The organism is Nocardioides ultimimeridianus, from assembly GCF_054777895.1.
In genome coordinates, this window is sequence record NZ_BAAHAB010000029.1 from 1 (window position 1) to 14443 (window position 14443).

Here is a 14443-nt window from a genome sequence, read left to right on the forward strand (position 1 = left end):
TCCTTCCAGCGGCACCTCTTGGCACCACAGCTCAGATGTCACCTATCCGTGCAGCAGTCCCCCTAGCCCGAATCCACCGGACAGGGTCCAGCAGACTTGACCTGTGATGAGGCCTGTCGGATCTGTCATGTTCAGCGGATTGTCGCGTCCGAAGGCGTACGGAGCACCCGTGAGTTCGACCAGTGGGTCTGCGCTGAGGAACTCGCCGGTGGTTGGGTCATAGTCACGAGCACGAAGGTAATAGAGGCCGGTCGCTGGGTCTTGATATTGGCCGCCCCACCGCATACGAGTGTCCGCCGTCCCAGTTTTCGCTACGAGATCTCCGTACGGTCCGTAGGTGAAAGTGGCGACTGTGCTTCCGGTGGAGTCGGTGATGACTCTGGTGGAGCCGAGTTGGTCGGCCTGGAGGTAAAGCGTGGTGCCATCGCTCGAGACCTGCTCGATGGGTACCCCGTCGGGTCCGTAGACGTAGGATGTGCTGCCCGCAGTTAGCATGCTGGGTACCTGTGTGGAGCGGTCCCATGAATAGGTTGCCGCGCCGGTGATGTTGCTCGAAGCGCGGAGTCCGTCTGCTCCGTAGGTGTAAGTCGATCCGCCGTAGTTGACGAGTCGGAGTGCTTGATCGTAGGTGAGGTCGGTGGAGTTGCCGGCGAGGTCGGTGACGTGGGTGCGTTCGCCGGCTTGGTCGTAGGTGTAGCTGGCTTGGTTCTGTCGCAGGTTGATCTTGTCCGGCCCCAGGTTTCTGGGCCAACCTCGGTTTTAGTCGGCGCCGTCGGCCACTCCAGGACCAGCGCTTCGCCGGGGTGGTGAACTGGTCCACGCGTGGTGGTGGCAGGCACTCTCATTCGCTACCACCACCATCAGCCATGCACGGATCGATTCCAGCCATCTTCGCGTACGCCGCAGGGGTCTTGCCACCCAATCCCCGGTGCGGCCGGCGATGGTTGTACTTCTCCAGCCACTCGTCGACGACGTGCTGGACCTCGAGCACCGAGTAGTAGATCTCATGCCCGAACAGCTCGCGCTCCATCGTTCCGTTGAACCGCTCGATGTAGCCGTTCTGCTGGGGGCTGGCCTTCGCCACGAACACACCCCTCACGCCCTGCTCACCGAGCCAGTTCAGCAGCCCGTCAGCGATGAACTCCCGACCGTTGTCAGCACGGATCAGGGTCGGCTTGCCGTGCTCAGCGAACAGCCGCTCCAGGTGCTTCTCCACCGACTTCGCGCCGATGCTGCGCGCGGCGTGGCTCCCCACCCCGACCCGAGTGAACTCATCGATCACATTCAACACCCGCACCGGCCGCCCGTCGTCGGTACGGCGCTTGATGAAGTCATAGGACCAGATGTGGTTCCGATACAGCGGAGGCAGGTTCCACACGCTGTTTCCGTCGTCCCCACGGGCCTTCTGACCCGAGTTCTGCTGCTTGCGGTACGGGGGCAGTTGCAGCCCTTGTTGCCGCCACAAACGTTCGATGCGCTTCTTGTTGACCGGCCAGCCCTCCTCGACCAGCAGGCCATGGACCATCCGATAGCCCCACTTCGGATGCTCCTCAGCCAGCATCGTCATCCGTTCGACCAGCTTGACCTCGAAGTCGGACGGCACCGGCACGTAGCGGTTGCTCGATCGGTTCTGCCCGACCAGCCGGCAGGCACGGCGCTCGCTGACCCTGTGCTTGCGCATCAGCATCGCGACCGCGTCCCGCCGCCGGGCCGGGCTCAGAAGTTTCCCTTGGCCAGGTCCTTGAGCATCGAGATGTCGAGTGCCTGTTCGGCAACGATCCGTTTCAAGCGGGCGTTCTCCTGCTCGAGTGTCTTGAGGCGGATCGCCTCGTCCTCCTTCAACGCGCCATACTTCTGACGCCACCGATAGAACGTCTGCTCGCTCACGCCGAGCTTCTTGCACACCTGCGGGATCGTCGCGCCCTGACCCTGCAAACGCTCCGCGTCGCGCAACTTCGCCACGATCTGCTCCGGGCTCAACCTCTTAGCTGCAGCCATCGATCACTCACACCGGTCCTCTCACTTGTCGACACACTCTCAAACAAGTTGGACCAGAAATCGGGGGGCCGGACACCCTCGAAAGCGTTGCCCGAGAGAGTGCTGCCCGGACATTGAGAATATGGGACATTCCCCATACACTTCGAGTCTGATGGGAAGGTGGTGACCATGGCAGAGACGTTCCAGGAGTACGCCGCTCGGCGTGCCAAGACGGCGTCGGCGACCGAGAAGGCAGCAGTTGAGGCCTTCGACGCGACGTACGCGACGTACGGGGTGGGCGCGGCACTGGCGGTCGCCCGCAAGGCCGTCCACCTCAAGCAGGGCGAGGTTGCCAAGCTGGCCGGCCTGGACCAGGGCGACATCAGCCGAATCGAGCGGGGCCTGGTTGCGCCGACCGCCTCCACGCTGCTCAAGATCGTGGGAGCGCTCGGTGCGGAGCTCACGCTGACGGTCCCGATCCCTGCCGGCGAGCTCAAGGACGATGGAGTCGAGAGCCTGCACCTGGCGATGCGGTGAAGGGCCCGTCAACTTTGGTTGACGGGAGGTCGTGAGCCCCCAGGTCAGCGGGCTAGGGTGCTCCCATGGTGGGAACTCGGCCGGAAGCTATTACCGACCGGTTCCCAGGCGCCCCTGGTTCATCTCACCTCGCGCTTGCGACCACCGATCGGACGCTGGACGAGCCGGTCGATGGTCGCGACTACGCACGCCCGTGGAAGCGCGGGCCGTTGCGCTGAGTGGTCATGGCGTGTCGCTCACGGGCATGAAGGTGACGAGGTGCGCGACAGGCGGGTCTGGTCGGTGCAGGTTGTCGAGGTTGTCGAGTAGGTCTGCCAGGTCTGGATAGATGAAGGTCTGGGGATTCGGGGCATGGGCGGTCACGGCGGAGAAGGTTCGGGCGCCGGCACCCTTCCGCAATCATTTCAGGGATGTTTTCCCGCGCCCGGGCTGGGCCGTTGACTCTCGACAAAGTGCCCGTCGCTCGCCCTGCTCCCAGGGCCTCGGCGCGTGTCGTCGAGGGTGCGGTCGCGCTGCATGGCCCGGTCACCTTCACGGTGTCGCCGGACTTCTCGACTAAGGCCTGTTTGATGTAGCAAGGCGCCACGGTGATGGGAACCGCACTGGCCACGGGCGCACGATGGCCGGGGTGTTGGACGCCGTCACGGAGACGAGGGCGAGGGCTGGCATCCACAGCAGAGATCATCCTGGCCATCCCCAGCTCGCGCGGTCGCGGGTTCAGGTACGGGGCGACCTAGTCGGACAAGGAGAGTCAGGCGATGGTGATGTCGAGCAACGGGGTCTTAGCTTCGTCGGGCGGTGCCGCGGCTCGCTCCGAGCGGAGGGTGGGCTCGCCACAGGGCGAGCCCACCTTGTGCCGGCAGGCCTTCATCCCATCGAAGGCGTCCTGCGCGTATTAGCGCCGGATCACGCAGAGGAAGTGGGTTGGGCAGGCTGGGACGGAACGGCGACGACCGGTCGGAAGGTCACGATTGGCGGCGCGTCGGTGACGGCTGGTTCGTCGCCGAGGAGCCGCTCAAGCAGGTCGGCGAGCTCGGGGCAGGTGAACGCTGGGGCGGCGGGCTGCACAGCGAGATTGGTCATGAGGGGAAACGTTCGGCGACCAAGAGAGCCCGCAATCATTTCGCGCATCTTTTTTCGCCGGTGCGCCCCAGCAACTGAACTGTCGCCTTCGACAACGCTCAGCAACGTAGTTCGCCGGCCGAATCGCCGCACGCCGACGAGCGGCACCCAGGCGAGCAGGTCGTGCTGACGCGACGCAGCCCGGCGATAAGGTTATCAACGCGTTGCACGGGCCGTTTGGGGCGACAGCGAAGACATTCCTCGTCGTTCAGCCCCCCGGCCCCGCTGGCAACCACGGCGTTGCGACCCACGCGCACCCGCCGCACCGGCAGTCCGTCACCGGCCCCTATCGCTCCGTCGCAGGACAGCCGCAATGCAGAGTCTGCTGGCGACTGGTGGCGCGCCATGGCTCAATGACCAACGCAGCGCCTGCACGGTACTCACGACCGTCCCAACGACGTCGGACAGGGCGGTCTTGGAACGGGTTGCGACTGCCGCGATGAGCCTTCTTGCGCCGGAGTGTGCGCCACGGACAGTTCTGGTTGCCGCCGCGCATTGCTACCAAAGCGTTTGCTCATTCCGGTCCGCGTTCACGCCAACCTGAGAGAGCAAACCATTGACCAACTGTCGTTTAGAAGCAACACTTGGCCAATGGCAAAGGTACGGCTGAGGACCGTTTCCCGTGACCCGGTCGTGGCCATCCAGCTCGCCAGAGCCTGGATGACCCTTGCGCGCGGCGGCCCAACGAAACGCGGAGCTCAACCGGAGCCCGCCCGCCCGAAGGAACTCACATGGCCAGCCCGCTAAATCCGCTATCTCGGCCAACCGCGCCCACTGATCCGGCGCGCGCGCAGAACCTCTTCATCGTCCGCGAGAGCGACGAATGGGACATGGAACTGTTCAACACGATGCGGCAGCAGACCTACTTCCCACATCGAGACATCCCCGAGATCGACGCGGTTCTAAGAGCCGGGCTCGCGCCGTTCCACGGCGACTCCTTCACCGTCGAATTCCGTGCGCCGGGAGCCAAGCCTCGACAGGAGACCGTCATCGTCGAGCATCTGACCAGGGGCGCGTGCAAGGCCATCCTGTTCCACTACCGCGGCCAGTGGCACCTGTGGTCGCAAGCCTCGGCCGTAAAGGCAAACAAGGGAGAGATCAACGGCTTCACCGGCATTCTCATCGACACCGTCCTGCGGCTTCGGCCGGTGAACGTCTACGCCGCCTACTTCTCCCGTCTGATCCGCTCACACGAGCAAGGCATGCGTCTGCAGGCCGAGCTGATCGGCAACGTCGACACCGTCTGGGCGGGCGAGCTTGCATTTGCTTTCACCGGCATCAACAGGGACATCGGTCAGATGATGTTCTCGATGTTTGCGTGGATCGCGTCGATGGAGCGCGACTGGATCGTGCGCCGCCTGCTGGCCGGACGGATCGCCAAATGGCGTCGGCACGAGTGGCCGTTCGGCCACGGCACCATCCCGTTCGGCTACATGCTCGACAGCGCCACTCGTCAACTCGTACCGGACCCGGGTCAGCGGGAGGCGGTCCGAGAGATGCTCCTCATCCTGTGCAACGAGCAACTGCCCACCTCGGAGGCGATGCGCCAGCTGTCGAGGGCAGGTGTCACCAGCATGCGCAAGCACCGCCGCCTCGGGGTCAGGACCCCGGCTGCCGCCATCCAGGCCTCGGACAGCTTCATCAACGGTCTCTACGCATGGGCTCCGCTATGGGTTCACGGTGAATACCTGTGGCGGATGACCAACGTCTTCCCCGACCACGACGAGATCTCCGGTGTGCCCATCGTCCGCGCGCCCGGCGACGCGACCGACGTCGGAGAGCTGCAGATGCTGTACCGCGTTCCCGTACCCGAGGGCGGCTGGGCCGAGCCCGAGATCCTCACCGCCTTCGGCGAAGCCGCCGTCGCTCGCACCCGAGCACTGCTCGGCAAGGGCTCCACCGCTGAGCGGCCTCTGTCGGAGGCCGTGAGCGAGGAGTCCAAGGCACCCAGGCTGCTCGCGCAGCTGCTTAGCGCGGACAACGCCCGCAACCTCGACGCGGCCGCAGCCCGCCGGCGCGAGCGTGCCCGGTCCAAGAGGTCGATCGCGCCCTTGGCCGGACGCAGCTGGCTCGACGACGACTGGCACTACGAGCTGCAGGTCTCCAGCCGCAGCGCCTACCGGCTGGTCCGCTGGCCGCTGGCCAACGGGAGCCGGACGGGAGAGCCGTCGTGAGGGTCGGACGTTCGGTGACCAGCACCCTCACAGCGGACGCGATCGACACCCAGGTGGTCGCCTACGTGAAAGCCGACACGATCCTGACAGGATTCGCCACAGCGTTCGCCGAGGCATGCCGCAACGGGATCGACGTGATGCGGCTCGCCGGCCACACCACCTATCACGGCGTCGGCAGCCAACTCACCCTCGACTCTCGCGCCCAGCAGGTCGCCGCGCTCACTGCGCTGCTCGCCGACACCAGAGCAGCCGAGGCCCGGGCCCGCAGGTACTCGCTCGAGGCCGACGACGCGCACGAAGCCGACAGCTATCGCGACGCCGCACGCGCGGCAGCGTCCCATGCCGCCGACATCCAGCAACAGATCGACGAGCTCGCCGACGACCCGATCGCGGTCGACCTGGACGCGCCTTTCGACGTGTGCGCCGACGTTCTGCTCAAGGCAGCAACCCGCCTGCGTGAATGTGGGAACGAGGTGACCCAGGAGGAGTTTGCGGCGCTGAAGACCGTGATGCCCGTCCTGCGGATCGAGCGGCGCGCGGGCCGGTTCTGGGCATCGGCGACCGTACGAGTGAACACCACCGACGGGGTCGCGGAGCTCGGCCCCGTCGAATGGACGCTCGACGTGCGCGGCCACGGGGCCCAGACGGTGCGCACCAACCTGTCCCCCGGCTTCAACCACAACCCCGCCTCGCGGAAACTGCTGATCCACGAGCTCAAGGTGCGCGGCAACCTCACCGCCAACGCGGCACGAACACTGGCGAACGCACCGTTCACCCAACTCCCCCACGTCGTCCTTCACCACGCATGCGGCGACCCCTATCCCGACTGGGTCGGCGACGAATGGCGGACGGACGCGTTCGGCACGTGGGTCACCGGCGTCTACACCGACCCCGGGTTCTGGTGGCTGGGCAGCGGCAAATATGTGAGGGTCTCCTACGAACGCCAGGCACTCGCCACCTATGCGGCCAGCCACCCCGAGTTCTCGCACACCGACGCGGTCCGCGACCTTCCTCTGGAACTGACGGCCGCCATCCGGTCCTACACCCGGCCCAGCGCACCGTCCCCCTCCTCACCGTCACGGGTCCGACCATGGATGCCGAGCCTCGTGGAGACGACATCGCCGAGCGTCCTTCCGACCCAGGCGTCGTATCGGGGAGTTACCTGCGACTGCGGCAACATAGCCTCCATCGTCGCGCGCGTTCCCGAGATCCCGAGCGACCTACTGTGCGACTGCCTGCTCGCACCCGGGGGCGTCAACCTCGGCATGCCCGCCGACCTCCGCTTCCCCGCGGACTACCGAGCCCTGCGGATGCCGCAGGAGGACTGCATCGCCGCACTTCGCAGCCGCTACGACCAGTGGGTCGAGAACCCGCCGGCGCGACCACGGCAACTCCTGCTCCAAACGGACCGGCTGACGGCCGGTGCCACCAATCTCGAGCTCGCCGGCACCAGGGCAGACGCGGCGATCAGCAGCCCGATCCTGCGCCGACTCGAGCAGCACGGCCTCCTCACACACGACGGCGGGCGTCCCCGACGGTGGCGCTACACCGCGCTCGGTGCAGAGCGAGCCCGGCAACTCGCCACGACGGCCGGCCGCACATGACAGCGACGGCACCGTCTATCCGAAATGCCGAGTTGGCGTTCCCCGGCGCTGACCCAAACCCGCCTCTTCAATCGAACAGGCGCGACCAAGCGTCGAAGCGGTGCGTCCCGGAGGCCGAGGCCCAGGAAACCTCACCGATCGCGAGCGTCGACGCTCTCGATCCGGGTCACCGAGGTCGACCGGAACGGCGTAAGCGTGCCCTCAACCGCTGCGGACAGCCGCATCGGAGCGCCGATACGGCATTCCTCCAGCACGACGAGCGGGTTCCATTGTCGGTCATTCGGTAACCGGTTTGCCCACACGACTACGCCGTCCTCGGCGACGTGATGGCCCCGCGCCGCACCATCCAGACGCATCGCTTCTCGTCGATCCAGGTCCAGGTAGTAGATACTCGTCTCCGTCGTGACCCGCCAGAGGCCGCGATCGGCGTCCCTGACTTCAGCCACCGCTTCGACGGCGGGCGCGGCCGGCGCCGCCTCGACGGTCGCGTCCCGGCGGGTCGCCTCATCGCCGGCGAAGGCGTCCAACGCGCGGAGCCGCCGCAGCAGCGGGGTCCGCTCGATCCATCCCTCCTTGAGTTCGTGCAGCGCCTGGCTCAGCTCAGCGGCATCGCTGGGTTCCACACCGATCGCGACGCTCGCCGCGATGGAGAGCCGGGACGCCTCGACCATCACCGGTGCCGTGCCAACAAGGTAGGTGATGACAGCGAACCGCTCCTCGGCGGTCAGGTCCTCGAGCGGGCGCAGGGTCCCGTCGTTCTCGACCCACACGCTGGCCTGCAGAACCACGCTCGGGTTGAAGTAGCCGGCGTATCGTGAGGCCATCAGCGCAGCGACCAGATCAGCGGCGGGTGCGGCGTACACGCCGGCCGCCACCAGGATCCCGCGTTCGATATCGTCGTCTGGCAGGTCGGCTTCTGGCTGGTTGGCGTCTGCGGTGCCCTTGGTGCCGTCAGCACTCATGTTCATGATCCGCCTTCGTTCGCAGGGAATGTCGCATCACAAAGTCCCGCAGCATCGTTTGATGATTCGGAGGCGTCACGCCGAAGGCGCTGCATGAACGCGTCGAACTCGCGGACCGGCTCAAGGGAACCGCGCGGGTTGAGGCGCCCCCGGACCCGCTGGGAAGCTTGCTCGTTGAGGAACAGCAGGCCCGCCACCAGCGGCGTCCCCCGCACCCATCGGCCCCTCAACAGGCGCAACAGCTCCATCTGCCGGGCCAACTCCGTGGCCGGTACCGCAGGATCGAGGGCTCCCGCAGCGAGGAGCCCGGTCGCCCTCGCCACCATGTCGACCGCGTGCAACTCGACGAACGCGGCGACGTTCTCGCGGTACATGACGCTCATGTGTCTCAGCTGGTGGCTGCGGCCGGTGACATCAGTCCACCGGTGATACTGAAGGAGCAGCCGCCTGTCCCACCAACCCGCCTGCGGCGGCCCTGGACGAGGATCGCTCAACGCTACGTTCCCCGGGCCGATCGACACCCCAGCCGCCAGCGCGTAGGCCGCCATCTGGTCCTCGCCGAGTGTCCGTCCTAGTTCCAACGGTTCCGCGCTCATCGACACCGCTCCTCCCCCGGCACGCGGCCGCGACGACCGAGCGAGTAGGCGGCACGCGTCGCGTGTCGCGCTGAGCAGGCCGGATGCTGCGGCAGCGGCACCGCCCGCCAGGTGACCGGGATCGGCTGGCCGTACGCATCGCGCAGGTTGGCAACGTAGTAGTCGCCGCCCAAGCCGGCGTCGCCGATCAGGTGGTGGGTCGCGACCCGGCTGGCGTGATGGGCGACGGTGGCAAGATCCGGCCTGGTTCCGGTGAAAGTGACGCTGCCGCAGCGCGACGGGTTCACCCACCCGTTCGGATCCGCGGCTGGCAACGGCAGGACCCGTCTCTCGGGGACGCGCGCGCCCTGTGCACGCCACCGTTCGACGCACTCCCAGCAACCGGTATCCGCGGACTGCAGGTAGACGATGCCGCCGTAGCCGCCGGCGGTGGCGGAGACGTGCAGGAACGGGCGGCGTTGCGCCACCCTGAGCGCAGAGAGCCACCTGGTCACCGCGGGGTTCGCCGTGGCGTCGATGACCAAGTCGGCGGTCAGCAGACGGTCACGAAGGCGGACAATCGCTCTCTCGGCGCCCGGATCGGCCCAGGTCTCCCAGACGTCGCTGATGTCGATGCCGATGGGGTGGACGTGCGTCCATGGGTTGGCTGCCTGGATCGTCTCGGCGGCCAGCCTCGCCTTGCTCTCACCTGCCCAAGCCGCCGGCGCCGGTTGCCGCAGCGCCGTCGCAGCGTCGACCCGGTCGTGGTCGACGAGATGCAGCTCGCCGACACCGGAGAGGCCGAGGTCGTGGGCGATGTGGTGGCCGACGGCGCCGAGACCGACGATGACCGCTGACCGCCTGCGGAGTTCCTGCACGGCCGGCGCCCTCAGCGCCAGCGCCTCGGGCGAGAAGGTCTGTGAGTTGCACAGGTAGGTCGCCCAGCCCTCCGACTTGCCTTCAGGCTGCTGGCGCATTCGGAACAGGAACAGCCACGACTCCCCGGGATCCCGATACCCCACCTCGTCTGGAACCAGGAGGCCGATCGTCTCCACGTCGCGCGGTGAGACGTAGGGCAGCCCGGGATCGGCCGCAAGTTTTCTCGCCTGAGGAGCGAGCCGACCACGGACGCGACGCCAGGTCTCTTCCGCGGAATCGGCCGGATCGAACTCCGGGTCACGCAGCCAACGGCCGACACTGAGCACAGGAAATTCAGCGCCGCGCCTGGCGAGGGCTGGATCGGCGTTGATCTCGACGCCAGGGCCACGGATCGTCTTGAGGAGGCCTGATCCGATGTGTGACCGGTGGCCCATGACGGCGTATCGAATGATCAACCGGCCCTGCTCGACGCCCGCTGGCACCGGCTGGTCGGGCACCAGGATCGTCGGCCCCGAGTAGCCCACCCGGGCATGGATCGCGTCCGCTACCGGCAGCTCATCACCCCGGCGTCCGACGAACCGGGCCCCGACGCCAGCCCGGCCGGCGCGGAGGATCTTCGGGATCTGTTCGGCGAGCAACTGCGCCACGGTCTGATCGACACGGTGATGCTCGTCGTGGACGAGGCACAGGCGCGACGTGGTCGGCCCGCGGTGTCGTTCCAGACCCAGGTCATTCCGGCGGTCAGTAACGATTGCTGGAAAGAACGGGTAGGTGTTGCGGAAGGTGACGTCAAGGCGCGCGTACCGCTGGTCCGCGGCGGACCTAACGGCCGGCGATGCTGCTGGCAACGGGTAGTTGATGCGCAGACGCACTCGACCGTCGCTGTAGTACACCTTGTACGGCCAGCCGGTCGCTCGCAGTTCCGCCAACTCCCGCCTCCACCGCTGCGGATAGCGCTTCTGCCAGGCGACCACGCCGGCCTGCCCCTGTTGCTTCTGCCTGTCCATCTGTCACCCTGCCCAGCCGCGGCAGTCAGCCGACCGGGGCCGGATGCAGCTCACCCTCGGTCAAATAGGCGAGCAGCGGAATGTTCTCGTTGACCGTCTCCTCGATGACCTCGCTGGTCGTGTTGCGCCGCACCGTACGGCGCGTGACACGTCGGCCACTCGCTCCCGCCTCGCCCATGCCAGGGCCGTTTGTCCGGTCGTCATCCGCGTCATCGGTGCTCGGACCTCTGACGTCCTCTTCGTCGTTCGACTCGCCGCGCACTCCGTCCGTGCCGTGGCTCGGATCCCGGCTCTGACTCGTTCGCGGAGCCTCAGTGCCGAACGTTCCGTCTCCGCCCGGCTCGTCAGAGGCTTCCGGCCTCGCGTCGCCGTCACTTCCGGCCATGGCCGCCTCCTGGGCTGTATCTTCTAAACCTCACCGGTCAGGTGTAGACCTCTACACGGCAGGATGTCAAGGTTCGATGAGCCAAGTAATCCCACAGCAGAAGAGAGACGCGAGCTCGGAACATGTGCGGATCGCAGCCTCAAGGCGGCGGGTCAGGCAGAGGCACCGTCGTCGCGGCGAGACCGGCGACCGCGACGCGCGCGGCGCAAGACAGGAGTCTCGGCGGGCCAAAGCGACTCTGCAAGAGACAGCTCCAACTTCGCGATACTCAAGGTGTCAGGCCACGAATTACCCTGCAGGATGCGGTACAGCACGGTCCGCTCGATGCGGGCGTCCGTGGCGATCGCGGACTTGTTCTTGCCCTGTAGCGCGCGTTCGAGCGCCTTTGAGATCTCCACGGCGTATGCCACCGCTTCGGGAGCATCCTCGTCGAACTCACCGTCAGGCCACGACCCAGCCACGAGCCAGCTGCGCGGTGGCCCGTCTTGTTCAGATCGTCGCGGCACGCGGTCAGGCTAGTCGCTCCGCACGACAGTTCCTGCGCGCGACACCATTGCGCTACTGGGCCGCCGACCAGGGCCGCTACCGGTGACGCTGGTGCCGAACTCGCAAACGCCGCCCGCTGCGTCATGGACCACTCCCGAGCTCTATTCATCGCCGGCCGACTCGTCCCGCGCCCTAAAGCCACACCTGGACGACGCGGTGGAGATCCGTGTACTCAAAGGGCTCGGCGATCCAGTCGCCCGGATTCGGACCGCCACTGTCCTACTGGGACAGATCGAGGCCTTCCGTGAGGAGGTGGCGAAGGTGCGCCTGGCCGCGGTCGCTGAACTTCGTGCCGCAGGCTGGTCCTACAACCGCATCGCCCGCGCGGCGGGGTTGAGCAAGTCCCGCATCGCGCAACTGTCTCGCGCAGCCGACGGTCGTTAGCGTCCCGGCCTTGGCCCGCCGCGACCGAGCAGGAGTCGAGAGTGCTGAGCCGGTCGCCAAAGGAGCGCGAGGTGGTAGGTGCGAGTGAACGCGAGCGGCGGCTGAAGGAACGGGTTCGGTCAGGGCGCGGTCGATTGATGGCGCGGACGGCAGCGCGGACCTTGCGCGTTCGTAAAGCGCCACGGCGCGGCCGCCGCGAGTGTCCCCGCTCGTAAACAGGACGGACCGGGCCTCCTTCGAACCGGGCACGTTTTTGACGTGGCCGGTTTGCATCCGAGCACGGGGGTTTCCAAGGGCGCGTTAGGGAGCATGACTCCTGGTGCTGCGACTGCGCGGTGGATACATCGACGGCGTCGGCGCAGCGGACTGGAAGTGCTGTCCGTGCGGCTCGGGCCGCACCCGTTCGATCGGGAGAACGTAGATGATCAAGAGAGTCGTTGCTGCGGGGTGGGTGACAGCAGCTTGTGTCGTAGCGCCGGTGGGGGCTTCCCACGCAGCCGGCGGAGCGAACGTCCTGTCCAGCGGCCGTGTACTGGACAGCGCAGGACATCCCGCGGTCGGGACGCAGCTCAGCCTCCTCATGTGGCCGAGCGACGACGTCCTCCGCGCGCAGTCGGTCGGCGACTCGGTCAACTTGCAGACCGTGGGAAGCGGTGAGGTCAACGCCGACGGGTCGTTCAGCTTGACGCTGCCGGACGCGTCGGTGCTCTCCCAAGGCGCTGACGCCGGAGGCGTCGTCAACTTCACCCTCAACGCCGCCGCCCCGGGCGGGGGATCTGCTGCGTTTGCGTTCTCGCGGCGGCTCGTGACGAGCTCGGTGGACGGGGTGACCCGCGAAGCGGTCACCGATCCGTCCGAGCCCGTGACCCGGGTGGTCGGCGGCCTGCGTTCGACGGCCAGCCCCGTGACCGTGAGCCCGCTGTCCAACCTGACCCTCACCCTCGGCCGGCAAGGAAGCGTCGGCACCGGCACGACTGGGGCGATGGTCGCGACCGCCGCCGTTCCCGCGCGGAATACCTCCGTGCCGGTCGAGAACTCAGCGATTGCCGGCGCGTTCCCGAAGAACTGCATCGACACGCTCGTTCACGACTACGGCAACAGGCCCGCGCTGGTGAATGCGTCCGGTTCGTTGTTCAGGTACGCCACCACCGACTTCACGTACTCTCAGGGAGCGGAGTCGACGGTCGGCGTCGGCTTCTCGTTGAGCGGCGACTACGGGTCGTTCAAGCTCAGCGGCACAGCCAGCACTTCGAGCACGTTCGCCGAAGGGTTCCCCGCCAAGACGTCGGGCTACTACGGGCGCCGCTCCTGGTTCAACGTGAGGGTCTACAAGGTGTTCTGCTATTCAACCCGGGTGAGTCAGACCCACTACGAAACCCGGTCCGTGTGGGCAGGAGGGGCGTCCACCTACGCCTTCAAGTCCACACCAACAGCGAGGTACTGCACCTTCCAGGAGCGCGGCTCCTCTCCCACCTCGGGTACCTCTGCGTCCGAGACCTGGAGCGGCGGGCTGAGCGCGAAGGCCGCCATCGGGATCAACCTGTCCATCAAGACCGGCTTCAGTAAGGAGGCCGTGAACGCATTCCACTTCAGCAGGAGCGGGCGGCTCTGCGGCGTCGACAGCGTTCCCGCGCAGACGCCGCACATCCTCATCGCGAAGCCGCCGCGCAGGTGAAACGCAGCAGCAGCCGACGGCGGCGCATCGCTCGCGCGACGATGACTGCCCTCGTGGCCATCACGGCAACAGGCTGTTCAGGATCCTCGACGCGATTCGCTGATGGCGGCCCGCTCGTCTCCGGAACCCAGGTCGGGGTGGACTGCGTTCCCGAGACCCACTCCGGGCAGGCCACCGAAGGCTCCCATGCCATCGGCGTCTCGCCGAGCGACCAGTTGACCGTGCAGGCCGTCAAGCTTCTGACCCCGCGCGGGTTCGAACTCCAACAGACCTACTTGGTTCCGATCACCGGTACGACGCTCATGGGCGACTCCGGCCGGTTCCCGCCGTCCCACGCCGCGACGTCGCTGCCCGGCGTGCACTGGGACCGTCGCGTCGCGGTTGGAGCCGGAACTCAGATTCCCACTGCAACCGCGACCTATGAGGTGGTGCTCCATCTCAAGCAGACCGGACCGGACCCGACGGTGGACGGCGTCGAGATCGACTACACCACCGCACAAGGCGGGTCGTATCGCTGGCAGGGCCATTTCGGTCTGCGGATCGCCGCTTCATGCAGACAGAGCCCCGTGGGGTGGTGGGCTTTGAGGTGATCCTCGGTGCCCTACTCGCCGCTCTC

The 14443-nt window shown here is 66.9% G+C and carries 15 protein-coding genes; 7 read left to right on the top strand and 8 right to left on the bottom strand.

Going from position 1 to position 14443, the window contains the following annotated elements; all coding sequences use genetic code 11:
- Positions 1-42 precede the first annotated feature (42 nt).
- The 3 genes from ACYU8V_RS22200 to ACYU8V_RS22210 form a co-directional block, all read right to left on the bottom strand.
- Positions 43-495, bottom strand: coding sequence for an RHS repeat-associated core domain-containing protein (locus ACYU8V_RS22200; protein WP_460850415.1), 453 nt, complete (start codon positions 493-495; stop codon positions 43-45).
- A 346-nt stretch (positions 496-841) separates the two neighbouring features.
- Positions 842-1687, bottom strand: coding sequence for an IS3 family transposase (locus ACYU8V_RS22205; protein ID WP_460792928.1), 846 nt, complete (start codon positions 1685-1687; stop codon positions 842-844).
- 29 nt (positions 1688-1716) lie between these two features.
- On the bottom strand, positions 1717-1998 hold the full coding sequence (locus tag ACYU8V_RS22210) for a transposase (protein WP_460792927.1): 282 nt from the start codon (positions 1996-1998) through the stop codon (positions 1717-1719).
- A 168-nt stretch (positions 1999-2166) separates the two neighbouring features.
- Between ACYU8V_RS22210 and ACYU8V_RS22215 the strand changes: the two genes are divergently transcribed.
- The 4 genes from ACYU8V_RS22215 (at position 2167) to ACYU8V_RS22230 (ending at position 7414) form a co-directional block, all read left to right on the top strand.
- A complete protein-coding gene (locus ACYU8V_RS22215; RefSeq protein WP_460792925.1) occupies positions 2167-2514 on the top strand; it encodes a helix-turn-helix domain-containing protein in 348 nt (115 codons plus the stop codon).
- Positions 2515-3438: 924 nt separating this feature from the next.
- The gene (locus tag ACYU8V_RS22220) at positions 3439-3675 is read left to right on the top strand and encodes a hypothetical protein (protein ID WP_460792924.1); all 237 of its coding nucleotides are present in this window, start codon (positions 3439-3441) and stop codon (positions 3673-3675) included.
- Between the two features lie 692 nt (positions 3676-4367).
- Positions 4368-5810 (top strand): hypothetical protein, encoded by a 1443-nt coding sequence (locus ACYU8V_RS22225; RefSeq protein WP_460792923.1) that lies wholly within the window; start codon positions 4368-4370, stop codon positions 5808-5810.
- Between the two features lie 14 nt (positions 5811-5824).
- A complete protein-coding gene (locus ACYU8V_RS22230; protein ID WP_460792921.1) occupies positions 5825-7414 on the top strand; it encodes a hypothetical protein in 1590 nt (529 codons plus the stop codon).
- A 131-nt stretch (positions 7415-7545) separates the two neighbouring features.
- On the opposite strand, the gene ACYU8V_RS22235 is transcribed toward ACYU8V_RS22230, so the two are convergent.
- The 5 genes from ACYU8V_RS22235 to ACYU8V_RS22255 all read right to left on the bottom strand — a co-directional run bounded on the left by ACYU8V_RS22235 (position 7546) and on the right by ACYU8V_RS22255 (position 11683).
- On the bottom strand, positions 7546-8376 hold the full coding sequence (locus ACYU8V_RS22235) for a hypothetical protein (RefSeq protein ID WP_460792920.1): 831 nt from the start codon (positions 8374-8376) through the stop codon (positions 7546-7548).
- Positions 8377-8378: 2 nt separating this feature from the next.
- The gene (locus ACYU8V_RS22240) at positions 8379-8972 is read right to left on the bottom strand and encodes a hypothetical protein (RefSeq protein WP_460792919.1); all 594 of its coding nucleotides are present in this window, start codon (positions 8970-8972) and stop codon (positions 8379-8381) included.
- Positions 8969-10837 carry a ThiF family adenylyltransferase gene (locus tag ACYU8V_RS22245; RefSeq protein ID WP_460792918.1) on the bottom strand — a complete coding sequence of 623 codons (1869 nt, stop codon included), beginning with the start codon at positions 10835-10837 and terminating at the stop codon, positions 8969-8971. Before ACYU8V_RS22245 ends, ACYU8V_RS22240 begins: the two co-directional genes overlap by 4 nt.
- A gap of 25 nt (positions 10838-10862) precedes the next feature.
- Positions 10863-11222, bottom strand: coding sequence for a hypothetical protein (locus tag ACYU8V_RS22250; protein ID WP_460792917.1), 360 nt, complete (start codon positions 11220-11222; stop codon positions 10863-10865).
- A 152-nt stretch (positions 11223-11374) separates the two neighbouring features.
- Positions 11375-11683 carry a hypothetical protein gene (locus ACYU8V_RS22255; RefSeq protein WP_460792915.1) on the bottom strand — a complete coding sequence of 103 codons (309 nt, stop codon included), beginning with the start codon at positions 11681-11683 and terminating at the stop codon, positions 11375-11377.
- Positions 11684-11810: 127 nt separating this feature from the next.
- Between ACYU8V_RS22255 and ACYU8V_RS22260 the strand changes: the two genes are divergently transcribed.
- The 3 genes from ACYU8V_RS22260 (at position 11811) to ACYU8V_RS22270 (ending at position 14417) form a co-directional block, all read left to right on the top strand.
- Positions 11811-12152, top strand: a complete 342-nt coding sequence (locus ACYU8V_RS22260; RefSeq protein ID WP_460792914.1) for a hypothetical protein — start codon at positions 11811-11813, stop codon at positions 12150-12152.
- Positions 12153-12732: 580 nt separating this feature from the next.
- Positions 12733-13827 (top strand): hypothetical protein, encoded by a 1095-nt coding sequence (locus tag ACYU8V_RS22265; protein ID WP_460850416.1) that lies wholly within the window; start codon positions 12733-12735, stop codon positions 13825-13827.
- Positions 13824-14417, top strand: coding sequence for a hypothetical protein (locus tag ACYU8V_RS22270; RefSeq protein WP_460850417.1), 594 nt, complete (start codon positions 13824-13826; stop codon positions 14415-14417). Before ACYU8V_RS22265 ends, ACYU8V_RS22270 begins: the two co-directional genes overlap by 4 nt.
- Positions 14418-14443 lie beyond the last annotated feature (26 nt).